The organism is Vibrio rhizosphaerae, from assembly GCF_024347095.1.
GTDB classification, from domain to species: Bacteria; Pseudomonadota; Gammaproteobacteria; order Enterobacterales; family Vibrionaceae; genus Vibrio; species Vibrio rhizosphaerae.
In genome coordinates this window covers 1829560-1852952 of sequence record NZ_AP024903.1, presented here as the reverse complement: position 1 = coordinate 1852952, position 23393 = coordinate 1829560, and the positions used below count along the sequence as shown (strand labels likewise).

The window sequence follows — 23393 nt, the reverse complement described above, 5'->3', positions numbered from 1 at the left end:
TAATCAAGTATACAGTAGGATTCGCTTTGACCTCGTCACAGCCACATACCCAACCGCCTCAGGCACAGCCTAATACCCCGGAAACACTGCGTCATGCATTGAACGAATGCATGCTGAAAGATCGCTTCCGCCTGAACAAACGGATTCAGGGCGCCCGTAATATCAAGAATTCCAACGCCAAACAGGCTGTTTTTGATGAAATTGCGCAGGATATTGCCAAATCGATGATGGCTGCCGAGCTGCGTAAACAAACCACCGCGGTGTTAGATTACCCGGAAATTCTGCCTGTCAGCCAGAAACGAGATGATATTGCACAAGCGATTGAAAACCATCAGGTCGTGATTGTCGCGGGGGAAACCGGTTCAGGAAAAACCACCCAGTTGCCGAAAATCTGTGCAGAACTGGGGCGTGGTACTTACGGGGTCATTGGTCATACGCAGCCGCGTCGCTTGGCCGCTCGTTCGGTTGCGACCCGAATTGCTGAGGAGACCCAAACCTCACTGGGAGATTTTGTCGGCTATAAAGTGCGGTTTAATGATCAAATCTCCGATCAGACACAGATTAAACTGATGACTGACGGGATACTGCTGGCGGAAATTCAGCATGATCGATTCCTCAATCAGTATGACACGATTATCATTGATGAAGCCCACGAGCGTAGTCTGAACATCGATTTCATTCTCGGTTATCTAAAGCAGTTGTTGCCAAAGCGCCCTGACCTGAAAGTGATTATCACCTCCGCAACGATCGATCCTGAGCGTTTCTCTCAGCATTTTGACGGTGCGCCGATTATTGAAGTTTCCGGCCGGACCTATCCGGTCGATACCCGTTATCGCCCCTTAGCCGGAGAAGATGACAGTGATCGTGATCAGCTTGAAGGGATTTTTGAAGCGGTCGATGAACTCAGTGATGAGGGGCCGGGGGATATTCTGATCTTTATGAACGGCGAGCGCGAGATCAGAGATACGGCAGATGCTTTGAGTAAGCGCAATCTGAAACATACCGAAATTGTGCCGTTGTATGCGCGTCTTTCCGCCGGTGAGCAGAATCGGATTTTTCAGCCCCATAGTGGCCGCCGGATTGTCTTGGCGACCAACGTCGCTGAAACTTCTTTAACCGTTCCGGGCATCAAATACGTGATTGACCCGGGAACCGCCCGGATCAGTCGTTATAGTTACCGCACTAAAGTCCAGCGGTTACCGATCGAACCCATTTCTCAGGCCAGCGCCAACCAGCGGAAAGGACGTTGCGGCCGGGTTGAAGCCGGGATCTGTATCCGCCTTTATGCCGAAGACGATTTTCAGTCGCGTCCGGAATTTACCGACCCGGAAATCCTCAGAACCAATCTGGCATCGGTCATTTTGCAGATGACCGCCTTAGGGCTTGGTGACATTGAAGCATTTCCTTTTGTTGAAGCCCCGGATAAACGCAATATTCAAGATGGTGTCCGTCTTCTTGAAGAGTTAGGCGCGATTCAGGCCCAGTCTCAGGAACGCAAAAAGCGCCTGACCGCCATTGGGCAAAAACTCTCGCGTCTGCCGATTGATCCACGTTTGGCCCGTATGGTGCTCGAAGCACCGCAGTGGGGCTGTCTCAAAGAGGTGATGATTATTGCCTCAGCCTTGTCAATTCAGGATCCCCGCGAGCGCCCGGCAGACAAACAGCAGTCTGCCGATGATAAACATCGCCGTTTTTACCATGAAGATTCTGATTTCCTGACCTTTGTGAATTTATGGGATTACATCAAGCAACAGCAGAAAGCGCTGACCGGAAACCAGTTCCGACGCCAGTGTAAGAGTGATTATCTGAACTATCTGCGTATTCGCGAATGGCAGGATGTCTACTTCCAGTTGCATCAGAGTATGCATGATCTGGGGCTGAAGCTGAATGACGAGCCCGGCAGTTATCAGGGGGTACATACCTCGATTTTAGCGGGATTATTGTCTCATATCGGGATCAAAGATCAGGAAGAGAAAGAGTACCACGGTGCGAGAAATGCGCGGTTTCATATTTTCCCGGCTTCCGGTTTATTTAAGAAGCAACCGAAATGGGTGATGTCAGCCGAGCTGGTGGAAACCTCAAAACTCTGGGCCAGAGTGGTCGCAAAAATTCAGCCGGAATGGATTGAACCGCTGGCACAACACTTGATCAAACGCAGCTACAGTGAGCCGCACTGGTCGAAAAAACGTGCGGCGGTGATGGCTTATGAAAAAGTCACCTTGTTTGGTGTACCGATTGTTGCCAAACGGCTGGTGAACTATGGAACGATTGATGCGACTCTGAGCCGGGAAATCTTTATTCGCAGCGCTTTGGTTGAAGGAGAGTGGGAAACCAAACACGCGTTCTTCAAGCAAAACCGCAAGCTGTTACAAGAAGTTGAAGAGCTGGAGCATAAATCGAGACGCCGGGATATTCTGATCGATGATGAGTCCTTGTTTCAGTTTTATGATCAGCGCGTCGGCACCGAGGTGGTTTCCGGCCGCCATTTCGATACGTGGTGGAAAAAGGCCAGCCGGGAGAATCCCGAGTTGCTCCATTTTGAAAAAGAGATGTTATTCAAAGGCGATGCCAGCCATGTGACTGAGCTCGACTACCCGAATTTCTGGCATCAGAATGGTATAAAACTCAAGCTCAGTTACCAGTTCGAACCCGGTGATGATAGTGACGGTGTCACGGTTCATATTCCACTGCCGGTCTTGAACCAGATTGAGCCAGTGGATTTTGACTGGCAAATTCCGGGGCTACGGCACGAGTTAGTGGTTAATTTGATCAAATCGTTGCCGAAAACATTGCGCAAGAATTTTGTCCCGGCACCGAACTATGCGGATGCTTTTTTAGCCCGGACAACACCGATGGAACTACCATTATTGGACGCATTGGAAAAAGAGCTGAAGCGAATGAGCGGTGTGACGATTCTGCGGGAAGACTGGCAGGTTGACCAGATCCCGGATCACCTGCGAATCACATTCCGAGCGGTTGACCATCGGCATCGAAAATTACGAGAAAACAAAGATTTATTTGCGCTTAAAGAGAGCCTGAAAGACAAAGTGAAAGAAACCCTCTCGCAGGTGGCTGATGATGATATCGAACAGCAAGGTCTGCATACCTGGAGTTTTGGGGAGTTACCTCAGGTTTATCAGCAGAAAAAAGGTGGCTTTGAGGTGCGCGCCTATCCGGCTCTGGTTGATGAAAAAGACAGTGTCGCGATTCAGCTCTTTGAGACTGAGCAGGAGCAGCAACGCGCAATGCGCGCCGGAGAGCGACGCTTAATTTTGCTTAATGTGCCGTCACCCGTGAAATATCTGCATACCAATCTACCGAATAAATCCAAACTCGGGCTCTATTTCAACCCATACGGCAAAGTATTGGATTTGATTGATGATTGTATTGCCTGTGGCATCGACAAACTGATTGATGAGCAGGGCGGATTGGTCTGGCAGGCTGAGTCGTTTGAAGCGTTGAAAGAGTATGTGCGTGCTGAGTTGGGCGATACGGTGGTTGATATTGCCAAGCAAGTGGAAGAAATTTTGACCACAGCGTACCAAATCAACAAAAAGCTGAAAGGAAAAGTTGATTTTACGATGGCGTTTGCACTTTCTGATATCAAAGCACAGATTGAGGGCTTGATCTTCAAAGGCTTTGCCACGGAGTGTGGTTGGAAAAAGCTACCGGATATCCTAAGGTATATGAAGGCTATCGAGCGCAGATTGGAAAAACTACCCATTGATCCGAACAAAGATCGCCTGCATATGCTGAAAATCGAATCGGTGACACAAGATTACCGGGAGTTACTCAACAAAATTCCGAAAGGTGCGCCGATTCCTGAGTCGGTTAAGGCTATCCGGTGGATGATTGAAGAGTTAAGGGTGAGCTTCTTTGCGCAACAACTTGGTACGCCTTACCCGGTATCTGATAAGCGAATCATCAATGCAATCAGTGAGTGTTAATTCAGGTTCGATTTTTGCATATGACAAACTATTATAGAAAATCCTGTTGATTTTTTGACGAGCATCGGCAATTTTATACCGCTTGAGTCATGATCACTGATGGTATTGATTATATTTGATTGTATGGTCACCGATGAAAAACAGTAGAGAAGGTTCATCATGAAAAAAACATTAATTGGATTGGCACTGTTGGGTGCATCAACGTCTGCTTTTGCAGATTCATGGATTTATGGCGGTGCTTCCGTTGGACAATCTGACTTTAAAGGTGAACATGGAACCGCCTACAATATTCACCTCGGGACTGGGATCCTGCCATTGATTGGTGTGGAAGGTGGGTTTACCAAATTTGAAGAAATTGATGTTTCCCCGGCCAATAAAACCAAGGCGACATCTGCTTATCTCGCTCTGAAGCCCAGCATTGATTTTGGTCCGCTGCATATTTATGCCAAAGGTGGCTTGCATTTCTGGGATGAAAAAGTCAATGGTGCCAAAGTGGATGATGGTGTTGACATCATGTACGGTGTCGGTGCGGAATATTTCCTGATGGGGCCGGTTTCCTTTGGTGCAAGCTATCAGACTTATGTCATGGGTGATGATGACATGAAAACTTTCAATCTGAATGCAACATTCCATTTTCTTTAAGTTTTCCCCATTCTTGATTGATCAAGTTAAGCCAGCATTTTGCTGGCTTTTTCTATTTCAAATTCCGACAATTTGAAATCCCGACAAATAGAGGAGAGAGAGCAGATGGCATTGCCATATAACGCAGTTATTTTTGATATGGATGGGGTATTAATTGACTCAGAACCCTTTTGGCGGCAGGCGCAGATTGAAACGCTGGCGACATATGGTGCTGAGATTACGGTCGAGGAATGTATTCAGTACACCATGGGAAAACGTTTGGATACCATCGCTGCCATTTGGTGCCAGCGCTGTCAGTTAGAGGTAGACCCTGCGATTTTAGCACAGGAAATCATACAAAAGCTGATTGTGCAGGTCAGAGAGCATGGCCGTGCAATGCCCGGTGTTCATCAACTGTTATCGACATTACAACAGGCCGGGTATCGTATCGGACTGGCTACATCATCGGGGCCGGAAATTATTCAGGCCGTGCTTGAGCGTCTGGAAATCAAAGATTATTTCAGTCAAATCTGTAGTGCCGATCATGAAGCATATGGCAAACCGCATCCTGCAGTTTATTTAAGTGCAGCCCATAAACTCGACGTTGCGCCTCAGCAGTGTTTGGTCATTGAAGACAGTGTCACCGGGATGATCGCCGCTAAAGCCGCTTCGATGACCACATTTGTGGTGAACGAGCACCATCCGGACCCTCGTTTTACACTCGCCGATCAATGCTTTCATTCATTGGAAGAAATCATACCGTTGATCAACTGAATCTTCGCCCAATAGAAAATCCGCCTTATCTCTGTGACCGAACCGAATCGGTGACCACAGAGGTAGGGCGGACAGGCAGTGTTGTATTAATTTAGAACCGATAGCTATTTATTTAGACAACAAATTTATTTAGACAACAAATTTATTTAGACAACAAATCGCTATTTAGACAGATAGCTAGTTAGAAGAGATATTTGACTCGCAGACGTAAACCACTATCGGTTTTGTCTGAGTCTTTTACGTCCGAATAATAGCCGCCAGCGTACAGCGCGAGGTCTTCCACATCCATAATATTGGCGAACTTATACGAGGAATAGACCGTGGTGCTTTTCGAAGTTTTTCCCGTATCGGTTTCGCCATAGACATAAGCAATAAAGAAATTCTGATACTGAGCGTTCACACCGTAAGTGGTATCTTCTTGGTTGGTGGTGTCATCAAAGTCACGAGTCGCATAGCTCACGTTCATATTGAAATCGCCCGTTGTATAATTCAGGGTTGCACCATAACCGGAAAAATCGTTGGCTGCATCTTCGGCATCAGCCGTTACATTCACTTCTGCACCGACGGCTAATTTGAGTGAGTCAGTCAGTGCGGCCGCGACGACCGGGCGAAGAAATACGGCATTATTTCTTGCGTTTTTATTGGTGTCATCATTGGCCATAAAGTTGGTGCTAAGTTCGAAGTAGACACGTTCAGTCGTTTTGGAAAGATTAATCTGGCCGTTATCACTGCGTCCCCGGGCATACTTAGTCATATAGACATCTTGCGCGTAATTCACAAACGTATCCTGACCCGCCGGGAATAAGTCATATGCTTCAAAACGGCCCATTTTAATTTCCCAATCGGCTTTCTCACCAATGGCAATCCAGGCATCATCGGCAGTAATATCGCCATCCAAATGCAGTAAGGTTTCCGCATTTGCATTGATATAGCCATTACTGCCCACATCCCGCGTACCGGAAACACCAATCAAAAGGCGGCCATTTTGATCATAAGTGGTTGTGTCGGGCCCCGTTGTCTCTTGGTTACGATAGTCATTATTAAACTCGACATCACCGTGGATCGCAAAGGTTCCCATTTCATTCGTCACGCTGGTTCCTGCATAAACATTGAGGGCTGCAGAAGTGAATAGGGCAACAGCTGATAGTTTCAAAATACCACTTGTTTTCATCGTTATACTCCGTAAAAAGTTCAAATTTTTCATCCCCATGAGTGGTTTAGCCACACTTATTCTTTGCTGGGGGATCCAATCATTGATTGAATATTTTGTTTCATCTTGGTGATGAATCTAGAGATTACATTGACTGTTTGAATGAAAAATTCGGTTGGATCACTTTTTGGTATCGTTCCCTATTTAAGTGTCGGTAATTTTGACTTGCTTCATACTATTGACTTTGTCGTTAGTAATTTTGAGGGGTTATCTATAAAGTTGATCGATTTTACTCATGATTTATCGAGATTTTAGTCAGTTCATTGGATGAATTGGTTGATATGTAGTCATTGTTAATATTGGGAACGTTTTCTTTTTGTGGGAATGGTTGTTAGTCTGACAAGGCAACTGCCTTCCATCAAAGATATGCTTTGATCGTAACGATGAGATGGAATATGTGAACTGAATGTGATGTAACAATATGGTTTACATTGAGATCTTGCTTCAAAAATTACTATCGGTGCTAAAAATATACTCATCATATTCAGTTTGTTTCAATACGATAGTACGCAATTCATTTTAATCAGTGTGATTACAAATAAAACATCAAAGGTTTCTGCATGGCAACGTTAGGTTTCAGGCTCACGATCAATGGGGTCAATGATACGTCATTGGTGGTGCGTGACTATCAGGGATTTGAATCCGTTTCAGCATCGGTGGACGCCGGCGGGCATCCGGTTTACGGCTATCGTTATCAGATTGAACTCGCCAGTCGCAACAGTGACTTAACTTTTGAGCAAATGGTCGATACCACGGCGCTGCTCGAAGTGCTGCGTAACGGTCAAGTGGTGCAAAAGGTGCACGGCATCATCCGTAATTTCAGCCGCGGCGATACCGGCCACCATCACACCTTTTATTCTCTGACGCTGGTGCCGTCGCTTGAGCGGCTCTCGCTGCGCCACAACAGCCGTATTTTCCAGCAAAAAAGCGTGCCGCAAATCCTCTCCGTTCTGCTACAGGAAATGAACATCACCGATTATGCCTTTTCCACCAAACGGGAAAGTCAGCCGCGTGAATTCTGCGTGCAATACCGCGAAACCGATTTAGATTTCTTCCACCGTCTGGCGGCTGAAGAAGGGCTGATGTACACCTTCACCCATGACTCCGACAAACATACGCTGGTGGTGACCGATAATTCGGAAGGCTTTACCCGCCTCGGCGGGACGGTGCCGTATAACGTGCTGTCCGGCGGCGTCTCTGAGACGCCGTATGTTTCTGCAATGACGGCGCGCAAGCAGTCAGAGGTCAGCGCGGTGTGGTTGCAGGACTACAGTTTTAAAAAGCCGACCTACAGTTTTAAACAGAGCGTTGAAGGCAGCAATCTCGATTACCAGCTCACCACGTACGAGCACTTCGATGCGCCCGGGCGCTATAAAGATGACGCGACCGGCAAAGCATTCAGCCAAATCCGCCTTGATGCGCTGCGGCGTGAGGCGCATACCGCCCGCGGTCAAAGTAATCAGGCGATGCTTCAGGCCGGAGTACGGTTTGAACTCAGCGAGCACCTTGATGCGGCGATGAATCAGAGCTGGCTGGTGGTACAAATTGCCCATCAGGGCAGTCAGCCGCAGGCACTGGAAGAGTCCGGCGGCAGCGGCGCCACCACCTATGCCAACCAGTTTACCGCCATTCCCGGTGAGAGTTTGTGGCTGTCACCGGTAGAGAATAAACCCCGGGTGGACGGCCCGATGGTGGCGACCGTGGTCGGCCCGGCCGGTGAAGAAATTTACTGTGACGAGCATGGCCGGGTGAAACTGCATTTTCCGTGGGACCGCGAAAGCAACGGCGATGAGCTGAGCTCATGCTGGGTGCGGGTGTCACAACAGTGGGCGGGCAGTCAGTACGGCATGGTTGCCGTGCCGCGCATCGGCCACGAAGTGATTGTGGATTTCCTCGACGGTGACCCGGACCAGCCTCTGGTGACCGGGCGGGCTTACAATGCCACTCAGGTGCCGCCTTACCCGTTGCCCGAGCACAAAAGCAAAACCGTGCTGCGCACTGAAACCCATCAGGGCGAAGGCTTTAACGAGCTGAGTTTTGAAGACCAGTCCGACCGTGAAAAAGTCTATATTCATGCCCAGAAAGACACCGAAGCGCTGATTGAAAACGATGCCACCACGCTGATTCGTCACGACAGCCATTTCACGGTGGAAAACGACCGTTATGAACACATCAAGATGAATGACCATCTCACCATTGATGGTGAGCAGCGCCTGAAAATCACCCAAGACCAGACCCACGATATCGGCGGCTCGCTGGCGCAGCAAATCGGCAGCCTGACGGCGGTCGAGACCGGCAGTGCCATTACTCTGAAAAGCGGGGCCAAAATCGTCGCCGAGGCGGGCTCCGGTTTAACCTTATCCGCCGGGGGTAGTTTTATTAGCATCGACAGCGGCAGTGTCAACCTCTCCGGCCCGGCGATTAACCTCAACGCCGGCGGCAGTGCCGGCAGTGCGGTGGCATATGGCGGGCAAGCCGCGCAATTACCCGATGAAATCACCACCAAGCCGGATAACCCGGCGCCTATCCTGACTCCGGCGCAGATTGCCACGATGAAAGCTGCGGCACCGTTCTGTGAAGAGTGTGAAAAATGTAAGGATGGCGCATGTGCGATTTAAACCAGCAACTGACCCCGGATTTAAACTGGTACGTCATTCTCAATGAAACCAGTGACGGCCAGCCGCAGCGCTGGTTTTACCTCAATGGCGGCAGTGATGCGCAGGGCATCTGGCTGAGCACGCCGTATGCCGAATGGCGCGAAGTGATGCCGAATCTCGCGCAGATTACCCCTGAGCACCCGTTTCTTGACTGGATTGAACAGGCGTCATGCGAGGACTGGGGTATCCTGGTCGGCAGTCATGCCGATTTTGCCACCGTTCAGGCGCATTTTCGCAGCCTGACCCATGTGTGGCTGCCATCCGGCGAGCATGTGTTTTTCCGCTTCTACGACCCGCGTTTCGGGCTGGATGTGGCGACACTGTGCGATGACGAGCAGCGCATCGCTCTGATGGGGCCGACCCAATGCTGGCTGCGCTTATCGGCTCAGCAAACACTGACCCGGGTAGAAAACCCGGCCCCCACTGCGCCAGCCGATTTTCAGGAGCGGCCTTTCCCGTGGTGGCAAGTGCCCGAGGCGGTGCTGGCAGGGTTGAGCGAAGACCCGGGTGTATTGGTCAATAATCTCCTTCAGGGATTAAGTGAGTATCAGCAGGCTTGGTATGACGCCTATCCTGAGCCGGTTTTACGTCAGAAAACCGAGCGTTTTGTCGCGCGTTATCAGGGAGAGCAAGACGGTTATCTCGCGGCTTTCATTCAATTGATAGAACAAGAACAACAACGGTTAGGGATGCTCTCATGAGTGAACAACAGGCATTTTATCATTATATCAATCAGCAGTTGAACAGCTTTCCTGATTTGCTGACCGAATATCGGCAAATGACTAAGAAGTGGTATTTCGAACTCGCAGATAAAGCCACAGCAGCGATGGATCGCCCTGCTCTTTTTGCGATGGATAAACAGCTCAAAGTCAGTGGCGAGAGTACCACGGTCGGTAAAGATGATGATAATTACAAAACCACCGTGCAATGTCCGCTCAGTGGCAAGCTGGAAATCGAAAGTGTGTTCCAGTCGATTTATCATGTGCCGCTCGGGAATATTCAGGCGATTGTCAAAGCAGAAGACGGCAGCGATACGCGGGAAGTGATGCTTGATGAGCAGGGTAAAGCCACTGTCACCGGTCTGACACCGGGCAAATATTACGAGGTCTTTATCGACCATAAGCCGACACCGGCAGAGATGGACTCGCTGTTTTCCCATTATGATACGTTGAGCAGTGATTTGTCGGGTTGGCTGAATCAAAAATGGCAAGGGTATCAGCCGCAGTGGGACAGTTATTTTAACAGCTCGGCCGCGCAGTCAGTCTTGACCGTGATTTCGAATTTTGCGGATGGGATCTGGAGTGGTTTGAAAGCGCTCTGGAGCGGCATTGAAGAGCTTTATGAGATGCTCAAAGACCCGGTCAAAACACTGAAAGATTTGGGTGAAGGCGTCGCTGATATTATCAATACGATAAAAGAGACTGCCAGCAGTGCGCCGGGGATGATGGAAAAGGCCTTGCTGTTCGCCTCGGATGAAGCCGCGATGTATCTGTTTGTGCGTGGCATCATGACTTATATCTCGATGGTACCGATGACCACGATACTGAATAAGCTCGCCAATTGTAGCGGTCAGGTGATTGTGGATGTGTTACTGGGGCTGCTCGGTGGGTTGATTATCTCTTTTATTGCCACCCCGGCAACCGGCATGGCCTATGCTGTGCTGCGGTCGATGAAAACAGCTGGCAAACAGATTTTTGAAGCGATTAATTCGCTGGTAGAAGTTGTCAAAGAGATTTTCACCTTTGCTAAAAACTTGATTAACAAGGCCAGCGATACCTTCAAACGTCTGGCCATCAACAAAGGCGGGCAGGGCGTTTACCGTAATGGCCGACTTGAATTTGTGGCCGATAATCGTCGTACTACCACCTTGCATCATGAACGCGATACACTGCCGGATGACAGCCGTGCAGCGACGAATGAATCAGGGCGCTCGACACAAGACAGTGAAGCCACGGTGTGCGACAAAGACCCGATATCGATGGCAACCGGTGAAGAGCTGCTGTCACTGACGGACGGCCACCTGATTGGGCTGTTGCCGTTTGAGTGGCAACGATTGTACCGGACCGGGGCGGTGGAAACCAATGTCGGGCTCGGTTATGGCTGGTCGCATTCATTGTCACACCAGCTGACGGTGGACGGTGATACGGTGGTCTGGCGTGACGGCGAAGGCAAACTGACCCGCTTCCCCAAACCGACAGCACAACTGCCGGCGATTACCAACCGCATGGCCGGAGCCGCCGCCTTTTTAGGCCGGGATAAGCAACACATCATCATTGCCAGTGGTGAGCGGTTTTATACCTTTCAGATGCGCGGTGACAGTGGCAGGCTGACCTCGATAAAAGACCCATATGACCATACACTGAGTCTCAGTTATGACCGTCAGCACCGTCCGGTGCGGATTTCAACCGAGACCAATCTCAGATTTGAGCTGGTTTACGAGCATGACCTGATTGCCCGGGTGGATTTGTATGCCTATCTGGCCGAGCAGGATGAATGGCAGTTTGTCCAGACGCAGGTCAGTTATGGCTATAACGCGCAGTCGCAGCTTATCACGGCCACCAATGCCAGTGGTGAGACGGAGCGCTACACCTACGATGCGCAGCATGTGATTCAGTCGCGCGAGCTGGCCGGCGGGGCGATATTCCGCTGGGAATGGCAGGGCGAAGGAAAGCAGGCCCGGGCGACCCGTCAGTTCAGTAACCTGACGCAGGTGGATACCCGCTATGAATGGGATGAAGATGCCGGCACGGTGACGCTGACCAACAGTGACGGCTCACAGCAGGTGTACCAGCATGACGGCAATGCCCGGCTGATTAAAGAAGTTGACGGCAGTGGCGGTGAATACCTCAAGGCCTACGATGACAAAGGGCGGCTGATTCAGGAGACCGATGCGCTCGGCAATGTCACCGAATCGGTGTATAACGATGCCGGTGAGCTGGTCGCAAAAATCGCGCCCAATGGTTTAACCACCCATTTCAGCTATAAAAACGGCCTGCTGAGTCAGGTGCAGCAGGACAAGGCCATCTGGCGTTACCGTCATGATGCGTGGGGACATATTATCGAGCAGACCGACCCGCTCGGTCACACCACCCGATATGACTACAATGACCACGGCCTGATTGAGCGCATCATCTACCCGGATGGCGGCCTGCACCAGCTGACATGGAACCGCAATGGTTATCTGGTCGATGAGACCACACCACAAGGGGAGGTGATTCGTTATCGCTACGATATTTTGGGGCGGCTGCGGCTGCGCCATGACAGTCAGGGGGTGACGGAGCTTGCTTATGACCGCAGCGGGCGTCTGACCAAACAGGTGTTGCCCGGCGGACAGACCCGGTGCTATGAATACAACGCTTACAACAAGGTGACCCGATTCACCGATGAGCAGGGGCGGGTCACCACCTATGACTATGAATTCCCGCTGCATCTGGTGACGCAGAAAACCAACCCGGACGGCAGTACGGTGCAGTACCGTTATGACAACCCGTTCCACTTTGTCAGCGCCATTATCAACGAGCGCGGTGAGCGCTACCAGATAGACTATACGCCGACCGGCCATGTGCAGCGGGAAGTGACTTTTGACGGGCGTCAGTTCGTCTATGAATATGACAGTCACACCCAACTGACGGCGAAAACCGAAATCGGCCGGGAAGGCGGGGAGCTGACCACCCGTTATGCCTATGATGCGCAGGGCAAATTGATTGAGAAAACCCTGCCGGATGAATCCACTATCAGCTATCACTATGACTTGTCGGGCAATCTGACCGGGGTGGATGACGGTCAGTGGCCGCTGGCGTATGCCTATGACGTGATGGGTCGGCTGACGGTTGAGCATCAGGGCTGGGCGAGTGCCGGTTACCGTTATGATGCGATGGGCCACTTAACCGCCCATCTGTTACCGGACGGTCAGCAGATTGATTATCAATTTCAGCACGGGCGGTTGCAGCAGGTCAGCCTGAACGGGCATTGCCTGACGCAACACCAATATCAGGTGAGCGGTCTGGAAACCCGCCGGACACAGGGCGCGTTAACCAGTCATTTTCAGTATGACGAGCTGGGCCGGTTGAGTGAGCACCGGGTGAGTCAGGCGCAGCAACAGACGTTATTCCGCCGTTACCAGTACAACCGCTCGGGTAACCTGACGCAGGTGGAAGATAACCTGCGCGGGGTGACGCAATATCACTACGACCCGTTAGACCGCCTGACACAGGTGCGCGGCAATATCAGCGAGAGCTTTGCTCATGACCCGGCCGGTAACCTGATACAAGACCGACTGAGCAATGTGTCCGGCAACCAACTGCTGTTTCAGGGGGACTGTCATTATCAGTATGATGAGTTCGGTAACCTGATACAGGAAGCGCGGGGCACCCAGCAGTCTCTGGTCACAACCTATGCATATGACTGTCAGCACCGGCTTATCAAAGTTGAAAAGCCTGACGGCAGCAGCGCTGAATATCGATATGACGCGTTCGGCAGACGGATTCATAAAGCGGTTACCGACAAAACCGGGCAGACCCGGCAAACTGAATTTCTGTGGCAGGGAGATAAACTGCTGGCAGAGTCGGGAGAGCATCACTACCAGACTTATCTGTACGAGTACGGCAGCTTTAAACCGCTGGCACTGGTGACCGGTGAAGGGGCAGACAACGCCACACCTTATTTCTATCACCTTGACCAGATTGGCACACCACTGGAAATTACCGATGCAGAAGGCCGTGTTACCTGGTCGGTGGATTACCACAGTTACGGCAATGTGGCTTATCAGCGCAAGGCAGAAATCGTCAGCCCGCTGCGTTTTCAGGGGCAGTATTATGATGCAGAAACGGGTTTACATTACAACCGTCACCGTTACTATAGCCCGAGCACCGGACGCTTTATTACCCCCGACCCGATAGGGCTTGCAGGTGGTTTAAACAACTACCAGTATGTAAAAAATCCGACGGGATGGATTGACCCGCTGGGGTTAAGCCAAAAGCCATGTTGTGGGCCTGGTGTTTCTTATGCCCCTCGAAAATTTAAGGATGGGGAAGATTTAATTCATTATGAAAAGCATGGGAAAGAAATCGCCACAACATTAGGAGAGCCTTCTTACTCTTTAGAACAATATGTTAGTGATGCAAACTCTGTAATTCAAAATGGCCAGTTTGTCCCTGAAATGAATGGTTATGTTTCTATTCCTGGAGGACAAGGTGGGGCTAAGGGATTATTTGTGGGATTAGACAGAGCTACAGGTGAGATTACAACAATGCACCTTAAACCCGTTTCCTTTTTTGAGCAGAAAGCACCTAGCTTAGGATGGTCAGCTAAGCCTAAAACTGAATTAACGGATTTAGTTGGAAGCAGACCAGAGCTAGGTTGGAAAGCTCCTTATCGCTATGCAGATGAATAGGTTATGAAAATAGAAAAAATTAATTGGATATCTGAAATTGCTCAAGAAGCTGAAGTATTTTTGACAGACGGCGAATATAAGTGTATGGCATTTTGCCAGCCATGTAATTATGACGTGGGTATGTCTATCAGTACTGCTCTTCACTCATTTATGACAAAAAATATTATGCTTTCTTATAGTGAAAACTGCTTATTGAAGCAGATAGATAGTGAGAGATTTCCTCATAAATGCACAGCTATTGTTAAAAATGTTAGTAGCTCATTGGTTTCTGTGGGAAAGTTTGTTATTGAATTAGATAGTATAATTCCTGCAGGTGTTAATGATGGTGATATCATAGATTTTGAGTGTGCCAGAATAGATCTTTGGTAGTTATTAGGCTCTGTTTTAGCTATGTTATAGTTCAAGATGAGCCGTGAGCGCGGCTCACAAAGCAACAGTCGGCCTAAGAATTTGGTGGTTCACTCAACCGATGTTGGTGGTAAGCACAATGCTTCCCCAGTGATGTTGATGGTGATTGATCTCCATCTCGGCTTCCGCAGCCATTTACCCTTGAGATGAATATCCGGGGTAGCAGTATCGCCTTGGTCAGAGACGTAGACGAGTTACACCTTATATTCCAAAACGAGCCGCAACCGCGGCTCGAAATCCAAATAGACCCATTAATTACACCAAATTCTCCCCGTCAATCTCTTGATAGTAGCGCACATAATGAGTGGTAATCAGATTATTCAGATACAGCAGTACGTTGCGTAGCTCTTGACTGTTGTGCCGCTGTTCGGCTTCGAATATTTCTTCTAACTGACGCAAATATTCACGGGCTTTTTGGGCGAACTCGGGATTATAAGGGATGGTTTCGTACATAGTTAATTCCTTGGAGAATGATGAAAATAAACTCACCACAAGAGTTCCTACACTCGGGTGGTGAACTGGAACAAGGTGTAGGAATACCGCTCTCCAAGACACGGTCAGCCAAGGCTGCCTTGCCCAGCTCACCATAATTCAGATGTGCTGAGGCCGCATATAGTAAAAAACCAACGTAAAGTTAGCAACCTATAATACTTGGAGTCTTGTGAGCGGGTTCCTACGCCCGGCACCGGATTTTGCCAGTGCAGGGCGTAGGTTATCTGTTTTTGGGAAAATAAAAGTATGAAAAAAGTATGAGATTTTGGGTGTGGGTCCTAAAAATAATCAGCCGATGATTGTCTGAAATTGATAAAATTTGATCCAGTTGCAGCACTTTGGAAAGATGATTTTTGTTCTTTAAAATGTTGGTAGATTGTTAATGATGAAATTTGACCTTCGACGGGCGTCAGTTCGTCTATGAGTATGACAGTCACACCCAACTGACGGCGAAAACCGAAATCGGTCGGGAAGGCGGGGAGCTGACTACGCGTTACGCCTATGACGCGCAGGGCAAATTGATTGAGAAAACCCTGCCGGATGAATCTACTATCAGCTATCACTATGACTTGTCGGGCAATCTGACCGGAGTGGATGACGGTCAGTGGCCGCTGGCGTATGCCTATGACGTGATGGGTCGGCTGACGGTTGAGCATCAGGGCTGGGCAAGTGCCGGTTACCGTTATGATGCGATGGGTCACTTAACTGCCCATCTGTTACCGGACGGCCAGCAGATTGATTATCAGTTTCAGCACGGGCGGCTGCAGCAGGTCAGCCTGAACGGGCATTGCCTGACGCAACACCAATATCAGGTGAGCGGTCTGGAAACCCGCCGGACACAGGGCGCGTTAACCAGTCATTTTCAGTATGACGAGCTGGGCCGGTTGAGTGAGCACCGGGTGAGTCAGGCGCAGCAACAGACGTTATTCCGCCGTTACCAGTACAACCGCTCGGGTAACCTGACGCAGGTGGAAGATAACCTGCGCGGGGTGACGCAATATCACTACGACCCGTTAGACCGCCTGACACAGGTGCGCGGCAATATCAGCGAGAGCTTTGCCCATGACCCGGCCGGTAACCTGATACAAGACCGACTGAGCAATGTGTCCGGCAACCAACTGCTGTTTCAGGGGGACTGTCATTATCAGTATGATGAGTTCGGTAACCTGATACAGGAAGCGCGGGGCACCCAGCAGTCTCTGGTCACAACCTATGCATATGACTGTCAGCACCGGCTTATCAAAGTTGAAAAGCCTGACGGCAGCAGCGCTGAATATCGATATGACGCGTTCGGCAGACGGATTCATAAAGCGGTTACCGACAAAACCGGGCAGACCCGGCAAACTGAATTTTTGTGGCAGGGAGATAAACTGCTGGCAGAGTCGGGAGAGCATCACTACCAGACCTATCTGTACGAGTACGGCAGCTTTAAACCGCTGGCACTGGTGACCGGTGAAGGGGCAGACAACGCCACACCTTATTTCTATCACCTTGACCAGATTGGTACGCCGCTGGAAATTACCGATGCCACCGGTGCCGTGGCATGGTCGGTGGATTACCACAGTTACGGCAATGTGGCTTATCAGCGCAAGGCAGAAATCGTCAGTCCGCTGCGTTTTCAGGGGCAGTATTATGATGCAGAAACGGGTTTACATTACAACCGTCATCGTTACTATAGCCCGGGCACCGGACGCTTTATCACCCCCGACCCGATAGGGCTTGCGGGTGGTTTAAACAACTACCAGTATGTGAAAAACCCGACGGGATGGGTGGATCCGCTGGGGTTAACGCAGTGTGTGGGGGATTGTCCGGGTGGAAAAGTGCCTTTGACACAAGGACAGATAGATGAAATTCGTTCTATTCCTCATGGTGAGAGACCAGACCCAAGCAAATATTTATCAAAAGATTATATAGATTCTCATCTTTCCCAATTTAATGATGGAGCTAGTTATTTTGTCCCAACCGATATATTAGATAGCTATGGAAGAGGGCTACTAGGTTTTCCAGATAATACCCAGTTTGTTATGCCGACTAAACAGTTGAACGAAGTTATAAAAGAATCAGGTGGTGATATCGCTAAGCTAGAAAAAATAATGGGGATACCTGAAGGTTCTTGGCAGGGACGGAAAATATCGGTTATTGACATTCCAGAACCTGTTACTTTGAATCTTCGAATGCCAAGTGGAAATGAAATGGGAGCCAACTCAGAATGGATACCTGGTGGTAAGTTACCTACTGGTCGTTCAGAAGCAATTGTTGATAGAATTCCAGAAAGAAAATTTAGTGAAAGGAAGTTTGAATGAAGGTTATATCTAGCGAGCCTTATAATTATAGACTAGTTTATGAGCAGGATTCATATTTCTTGTTTGTAGTTTGTGGGGCAAGTGCTGCAATTTATGAAAAGAAAATAGAGTTATCAGAAGATGAAGTAAATAAGATAAAAGATGATCATGAATATCTTAAAAATTTATTACAAAAAATTAGATTAGAGTAATAAATTAACAGGGATACGCTAACCCGAACCACAAATCCAGCTCCCTTAGCAGCCGGGCTAAACATAGTCCCGGTTGTTTTCATTCATATCAACTGATATCGGGGACAAGCACAATTCAGTCCGCAGTGATGTTGACGGTGCCCGGCCTCGCGCAGCCATTTACCCTTGAGATGAATATCCGGGGTGGCGGTATCGCCCCGGTCAGGAACGTAGCCGACGAGTTACACCTTATATTCCAAAACGAGCCGCAACCGCGGCTCGAAATCCAAATAAACCAAATAACTACACCAAATCCTCCCCGTCAATCTCTTGATGGTAGCGCACATAATGAGTGGTAATCAGATTATTCAGATACAGCAGTACGTTGCGTAGTTCTTGACTGTTGTGCCGCTGTTCGGCTTCGAATATTTCTTCTAACTGACGCAAGTATTCGCGAGCTTTTTGGGCGAACTCGTGATTATAAGGAATGGTTTCGTACATAGTGCAGAGACTCCGTGAGTGATTTTGAAATACCGCCACACAAAGTTCCTACGCTCTGAGTGGCGAACTGAAACAAGGTGTAGGAATACCGCACTCACGATACGGCCAGCCAAGGCTGCCTTGTCCAGCTCACCATAATTCAGATGTGCTGAGGCCGTACATAATAGAAAACCCAAATGATGTTGGCAATCCATATGCTGTGAGTTGTTGCGGGTTCCTACGCCCGGCACCGGATTTTGCCAGTGCAGAGGGTAGGTTATCTGTTTTGGGGAAAATAAGAGTATGAAAAAAGTATTAGGTTTTGAGGGGGCGATCACGGTAATTTAATGGTGGCTTAACAATAAATTGGACAGAAGTGAGTTACAAATGATGATTCACTAATCACTACACATTTGATAAGTATTCAGTTCTTCTTTGAGCTCCTGCCTAAAAGATTCGTTTATCCCCTCAAACATATCAGTAATGGAATATCAATTGACTAGATTCAATGCAATTTAAATGTCTTAATACTAAATTTATCAACTTTGCATAACAAGATAAATGCATAGAATAAAATTGCTCTACGTCAATGTTGTATCAAAAAGTAGCATATATGGCTTTTGTACCGATTGACCTACTTTTTTTGATGATCAATTATAATCATGGTTTTATAGAAAGGAGTGGAATATGGTTTACAAAAAACCAGTAGTTTTAGCACAAAGCACTACACATATGGCTCAATGTCGTCCTAATAGTAAGCCGAGCGGAAGACCTTGTAACCCACCTGGACCAAGTGGCCGTTAAGGTGTCATTAATAGCGACAATGTTGTGGAGCCGCATTCGTCGCTTTCTTCAATAAGGCCATAATTATGTTTTTTAAGCAAAAATCAAATGTTCTCTTTAGAAATTATAATACATTTGGCTATATTACAGATAATAGAAATTTTGGATATGAAAAAGTAAATAATATCGGAGATAAGATAATATCTCAAAGTGGTGCCATATTTTTTTCTATTCTGAAAAAAGAACCGCAAGAAATAAATGTTCTTGCAAGAAGAATAAGTAGTATATTTCCAGATGTAGACATTGATGATATTAAAAATGATGCAATTGAATTTTATTCTATGTTAGAAAAAGAAGGATTTATTACATCTGGAAGTACATTAGAAGAATGTAACGAAAAAGATATAGGTTTTTCTTACGAACATCCAGAAGACTTTCGGGGTAAGAGACGTTTCTCTCCTGAAAATATTCACCCTAACAAATCCACACAAGATTTCTTCGAAGAAATCTTTAAAAATAAACCTCAACTTACAAGTCTTCACATAGAAATTACGAGTAAGTGTAACGAGAGATGTGTGCATTGTTATATTCCTCATGATAATAAAATGAAAAATATTGAATCTGATTTATTTTATGATATTTTAAATCAATGCTATGATATGAATGTGTTACATTTAACATTAAGTGGTGGAGAGCCTTTGCTACATAAATGTTTTTGCGATTTTTTGAAGAAATGTAGAGAATACGATTTTTCAGTAAATATACTCAGTAATCTGACTTTACTTGATGATACATATATTGAAGAGATGAAGAAAAATCGTTTATTAGGCGTTCAGGTTTCATTGTATTCAATGAAACCTGATGTTCATGATAAAATAACAAAAATGAAAGGTAGTTTTGAAAAAACAAAAAGATCAATTTTAAAGCTAGTTGAAAATAATATTCCACTGCAAATAAGTTGTCCTATAATGGAGCAAAATAAAAATTGTTATCTCGATGTTATCGAATGGGCAAAAGAATACAACATTCCCGTAGGAGAAGATTACGCATTAATAGCAAGATATGATCATAACACAGAAAATTTGGATAATCGTCTATCAGTTAATGATATTAAAAACATCATTAATAATAGAATTAATTGTGATGATGAGTATTTGAAAGATATTATAAATAAAGCAGAAGAAAAGAAAGAAATTACATCAGATGATATCGTTTGTAGTATCTGTTATTCATCAATCTGTATATCAGAAAATGGTAGTGTATATCCTTGTGCAGGCTGGCAAGATTATACTGTTGGCAATATAAAAGAAAACTCTCTGAAGGAGATTTGGTATAACTCTAAAAAAGTACAATATTTGAGAGGTTTGAGAAAAAAAGATTTTCCTAAATGCATACAATGTGGAGAAAAAGAGTTTTGCACCATGTGCATGGTTAGAAATGCAAATGAGAATTCTCAAGGCGATCCACTAGTAGTTAATGAGTATTTTTGTAACATAGCAAAACTTAATAAAAGTATTGTTCTTTCAAATGAAAAAAAATCATAATTTTGTTAAGAATTTTCCTCTTGGAGATTCTACGGGTCTAACAATATGTAAATTATTTCGGGCATAGCAAAAATTTTCAAATAGCGTATCCAGTGTCACTGGTACAATTCATACTCAATCCATTACCTAACCCTACCTCTTTAAGTCTCTACTACCCACCGCCTGTGCCGGCAGTACGGTGCAGTACCGTTATGACAACCCGTTCCACTTTGTCAGCGCCATTATCAACGAGCGCGGTGAGCGCTACCAGATAGACTACACGCCGACCGGCCATGTGCAGCGGGAAGTGACTTTTGACGGGCGTCAGTTCGTCTATGAATATGACAGTCACACCCAACTGACGGCGAAAACCGAAATCGGCCGGGAAGGCGGGGAGCTGACTACCCGTTACGCCTATGACGCGCAGGGCAAATTGATTGAGAAAACCCTGCCGGATGAATCCACTATCAGCTATCACTATGACTTGTCGGGCAATCTGACCGGGGTGGATGACGGTCAGTGGCCGCTGGCGTATGCCTATGACGTGATGGGGCGGCTGACGGTTGAGCATCAGGGCTGGGCGAGTGCCGGTTACCGTTATGATGCGATGGGTCACTTAACCGCCCATCTGTTACCGGACGGCCAGCAGATTGATTATCAATTTCAGCACGGGCGGCTGCAGCAGGTCAGCCTGAACGGGCATTGCCTGACGCAACACCAATATCAGGTGAGCGGTCTGGAAACCTGCCGGACACAGGGCGCGTTGACCAGTCATTTTCAGTATGACGAGCTGGGCCGGTTGAGTGAGCACCGGGTGAGTCAGGCGCAGCAACAGACGTTATTCCGCCGTTACCAGTACAACCGCTCGGGTAACCTGACGCAGGTGGAAGATAACCTGCGCGGGGTGACGCAATATCACTACGACCCGTTAGACCGCCTGACACAGGTGCGCGGCAATATCAGCGAGAGCTTTGCCCATGACCCGGCCGGTAACCTGATACAAGACCGGCTGAGCAATGTGTCCGGCAACCAACTGCTGTTTCAGGGGGACTGTCATTATCAGTATGATGAGTTCGGTAACCTGATACAGGAAGCGCGGGGCACCCAGCAGTCTCTGGTCACAACCTATGCATATGACTGTCAGCACCGGCTTATCAGAGTTGAAAAGCCTGACGGCAGCAGTGCTGAATACCGATATGATGCGTTCGGCAGACGGATTCATAAAGCGGTTACCGACAAAACCGGGCAGACCCGGCAAACTGAATTTCTGTGGCAGGGAGATAAACTGCTGGCAGAGTCGGGAGAGCATCACTACCAGACTTATCTGTACGAGTACGGCAGCTTTAAACCGCTGGCACTGGTGACCGGTGAAGGGGCAGATAACGCCACACCTTATTTCTATCACCTTGACCAGATTGGCACGCCGCTGGAAATGACCGATGCCACCGGTGCCGTGGCATGGTCGGTGGATTACCACAGTTACGGCAATGTGGCTTATCAGCGCAAGGCAGAAATCGTCAGTCCGCTGCGTTTTCAGGGGCAGTATTATGATGCAGAAACGGGTTTACATTACAACCGTCACCGTTACTATAGCCCGGGCACCGGACGCTTTATCACCCCCGACCCGATAGGGCTTGCCGGTGGTTTAAACAACTACCAGTATGTAAAAAATCCGACGGGGTGGATTGACCCGCTGGGGTTGATGATGAAGGCATGTCAAGGGCTTTGTAAGCTTGGCGTAGCTCAGCATGCTAAGACATCGAAAGGGCTTTATCATAACGCATGGAATGAATTTCAGAAAGATCATGCAGGCCAATTTAAAACTAGGGCTGAAGCGTCGAAAGCATATCAGGATTTGATTCAGAACGAGTCGCCTTGGCCTTATGGATATACTCCAGCACAAAGAACAATTCAACCAGGGGAAACATTTAATATGGCTGTCGCCCCTATGCAACCAGTAACGAGTCCTGGAGGTTTTGGTACAATAGATACTATTCCAAACTCTAATTATGTCTGGAATGAACTTGCAGTTAAGCGGTCATGGAAACCTCAAGGTGTTGATCGGGTCGTTACATATAAAGTTGATAAACCTTTTGAAGTTCTCGAAGGTCCTGTTGGCCCTCAAGTCGAGGTTCTTTCAGATGGTAAGAAGAGATATATCCCGGGTGGAGGAAGTCAACTCCAACTTCTGTTACCAAGAGATGTCAGCTTAAAAATGAAATACTTAAGAGTAGAGGATACGGTGAAGATAAAATGATTGTTGAAAACTCTGAAAATTTTGATTGGAGTCGTTGGTTAATTGACGGTGAATATTTCTATATTAGATATGAAAATCTAGGCTGTGCTGCATATAGTCCACATTATGATATGATTGTCAGTATGGAATATGGAGGAAAGGAAAATGTTCAAGCTACAGTATTTTCCATTCAAGGTGAAATATTAGGGGAAATAGCCAATTCAGATGAAGATATTTATTATCAGTACCTATCTGAAAACCCAGCAGCTAAGAGTAACATATCTGTTATTGGATCTTATGATTCTATTGTCAACAATTTTCAAGACTGGCAGTTTGAAATTGATTTGGATGATTTCAAAGTAGGAAAACGCTTATCACCAGCATATTAATAATTAAT

The 23393-nt window shown here is 47.5% G+C and carries 15 protein-coding genes and 1 pseudogene; 12 read left to right on the top strand and 4 right to left on the bottom strand.

Going from position 1 to position 23393, the window contains the following annotated elements:
• Positions 1–26: 26 nt before the first annotated feature.
• The 3 genes from hrpA to hxpB all read left to right on the top strand — a co-directional run bounded on the left by hrpA (position 27) and on the right by hxpB (position 5342).
• Positions 27–3947, top strand: a complete 3921-nt coding sequence (gene hrpA, locus OCV37_RS07890; RefSeq protein ID WP_038179849.1) for an ATP-dependent RNA helicase HrpA — start codon at positions 27–29, stop codon at positions 3945–3947.
• A 159-nt stretch (positions 3948–4106) separates the two neighbouring features.
• Entirely contained in the window at positions 4107–4589 is a 483-nt protein-coding gene (locus OCV37_RS07885; protein WP_038179817.1) for an outer membrane beta-barrel protein, read from the top strand.
• Positions 4590–4694: 105 nt separating this feature from the next.
• Positions 4695–5342, top strand: coding sequence for a hexitol phosphatase HxpB (hxpB, locus tag OCV37_RS07880; RefSeq protein WP_038179819.1), 648 nt, complete (start codon positions 4695–4697; stop codon positions 5340–5342).
• Positions 5343–5523: 181 nt separating this feature from the next.
• Here the strand turns inward: hxpB and OCV37_RS07875 are convergent, their stop codons facing one another.
• Positions 5524–6513: a carbohydrate porin gene (locus OCV37_RS07875; protein WP_038179821.1), complete on the bottom strand. Its 990-nt coding sequence runs from the start codon at positions 6511–6513 to the stop codon at positions 5524–5526.
• Between the two features lie 599 nt (positions 6514–7112).
• Between OCV37_RS07875 and OCV37_RS07870 the strand changes: the two genes are divergently transcribed.
• From OCV37_RS07870 to OCV37_RS07855, 4 genes are read left to right on the top strand one after another with little or no spacing between them, the layout of a single operon-like run.
• Positions 7113–9170 (top strand): type VI secretion system Vgr family protein, encoded by a 2058-nt coding sequence (locus OCV37_RS07870; RefSeq protein ID WP_261888067.1) that lies wholly within the window; start codon positions 7113–7115, stop codon positions 9168–9170.
• A complete protein-coding gene (locus OCV37_RS07865) occupies positions 9158–9910 on the top strand; it encodes a DUF4123 domain-containing protein (protein WP_038184609.1) in 753 nt (250 codons plus the stop codon). Before OCV37_RS07870 ends, OCV37_RS07865 begins: the two co-directional genes overlap by 13 nt.
• A complete protein-coding gene (locus OCV37_RS07860; protein ID WP_261888066.1) occupies positions 9907–14601 on the top strand; it encodes an RHS repeat protein in 4695 nt (1564 codons plus the stop codon). Before OCV37_RS07865 ends, OCV37_RS07860 begins: the two co-directional genes overlap by 4 nt.
• Positions 14602–14604: 3 nt before the next feature.
• A complete protein-coding gene (locus OCV37_RS07855; RefSeq protein ID WP_038181721.1) occupies positions 14605–14970 on the top strand; it encodes a hypothetical protein in 366 nt (121 codons plus the stop codon).
• Positions 14971–15264: 294 nt separating this feature from the next.
• Here the strand turns inward: OCV37_RS07855 and OCV37_RS07850 are convergent, their stop codons facing one another.
• Positions 15265–15462 carry a hypothetical protein gene (locus OCV37_RS07850; protein WP_261888065.1) on the bottom strand — a complete coding sequence of 66 codons (198 nt, stop codon included), beginning with the start codon at positions 15460–15462 and terminating at the stop codon, positions 15265–15267.
• 431 nt (positions 15463–15893) lie between these two features.
• On the opposite strand from OCV37_RS07850, the gene OCV37_RS07845 reads away from it, so the two are divergent.
• The gene (locus OCV37_RS07845) at positions 15894–17804 is read left to right on the top strand and encodes an RHS repeat domain-containing protein (RefSeq protein WP_261888064.1); all 1911 of its coding nucleotides are present in this window, start codon (positions 15894–15896) and stop codon (positions 17802–17804) included.
• A complete protein-coding gene (locus OCV37_RS07840; RefSeq protein ID WP_038181654.1) occupies positions 17801–17995 on the top strand; it encodes a hypothetical protein in 195 nt (64 codons plus the stop codon). The genes OCV37_RS07845 and OCV37_RS07840 overlap by 4 nt, the downstream gene beginning before the upstream one ends.
• Before the next feature lie 83 nt (positions 17996–18078).
• On the opposite strand, the pseudogene OCV37_RS19815 reads toward OCV37_RS07840, so the two are convergent.
• Positions 18079–18177 (bottom strand): annotated as a pseudogene (locus OCV37_RS19815) (hypothetical protein); the annotation flags it as partial.
• Between the two features lie 100 nt (positions 18178–18277).
• A complete protein-coding gene (locus OCV37_RS07835; RefSeq protein ID WP_038181651.1) occupies positions 18278–18475 on the bottom strand; it encodes a hypothetical protein in 198 nt (65 codons plus the stop codon).
• A gap of 848 nt (positions 18476–19323) precedes the next feature.
• Here OCV37_RS07835 and OCV37_RS07830 point away from each other — a divergent pair.
• From OCV37_RS07830 to OCV37_RS07820, 3 genes are all read left to right on the top strand, one after another.
• Entirely contained in the window at positions 19324–20781 is a 1458-nt protein-coding gene (locus tag OCV37_RS07830; RefSeq protein ID WP_038181649.1) for a radical SAM/SPASM domain-containing protein, read from the top strand.
• Between the two features lie 178 nt (positions 20782–20959).
• Positions 20960–23017, top strand: coding sequence for an RHS repeat-associated core domain-containing protein (locus OCV37_RS07825; RefSeq protein ID WP_261888063.1), 2058 nt, complete (start codon positions 20960–20962; stop codon positions 23015–23017).
• Entirely contained in the window at positions 23014–23385 is a 372-nt protein-coding gene (locus tag OCV37_RS07820) for a hypothetical protein (protein ID WP_038179233.1), read from the top strand. The genes OCV37_RS07825 and OCV37_RS07820 overlap by 4 nt, the downstream gene beginning before the upstream one ends.
• Positions 23386–23393 lie beyond the last annotated feature (8 nt).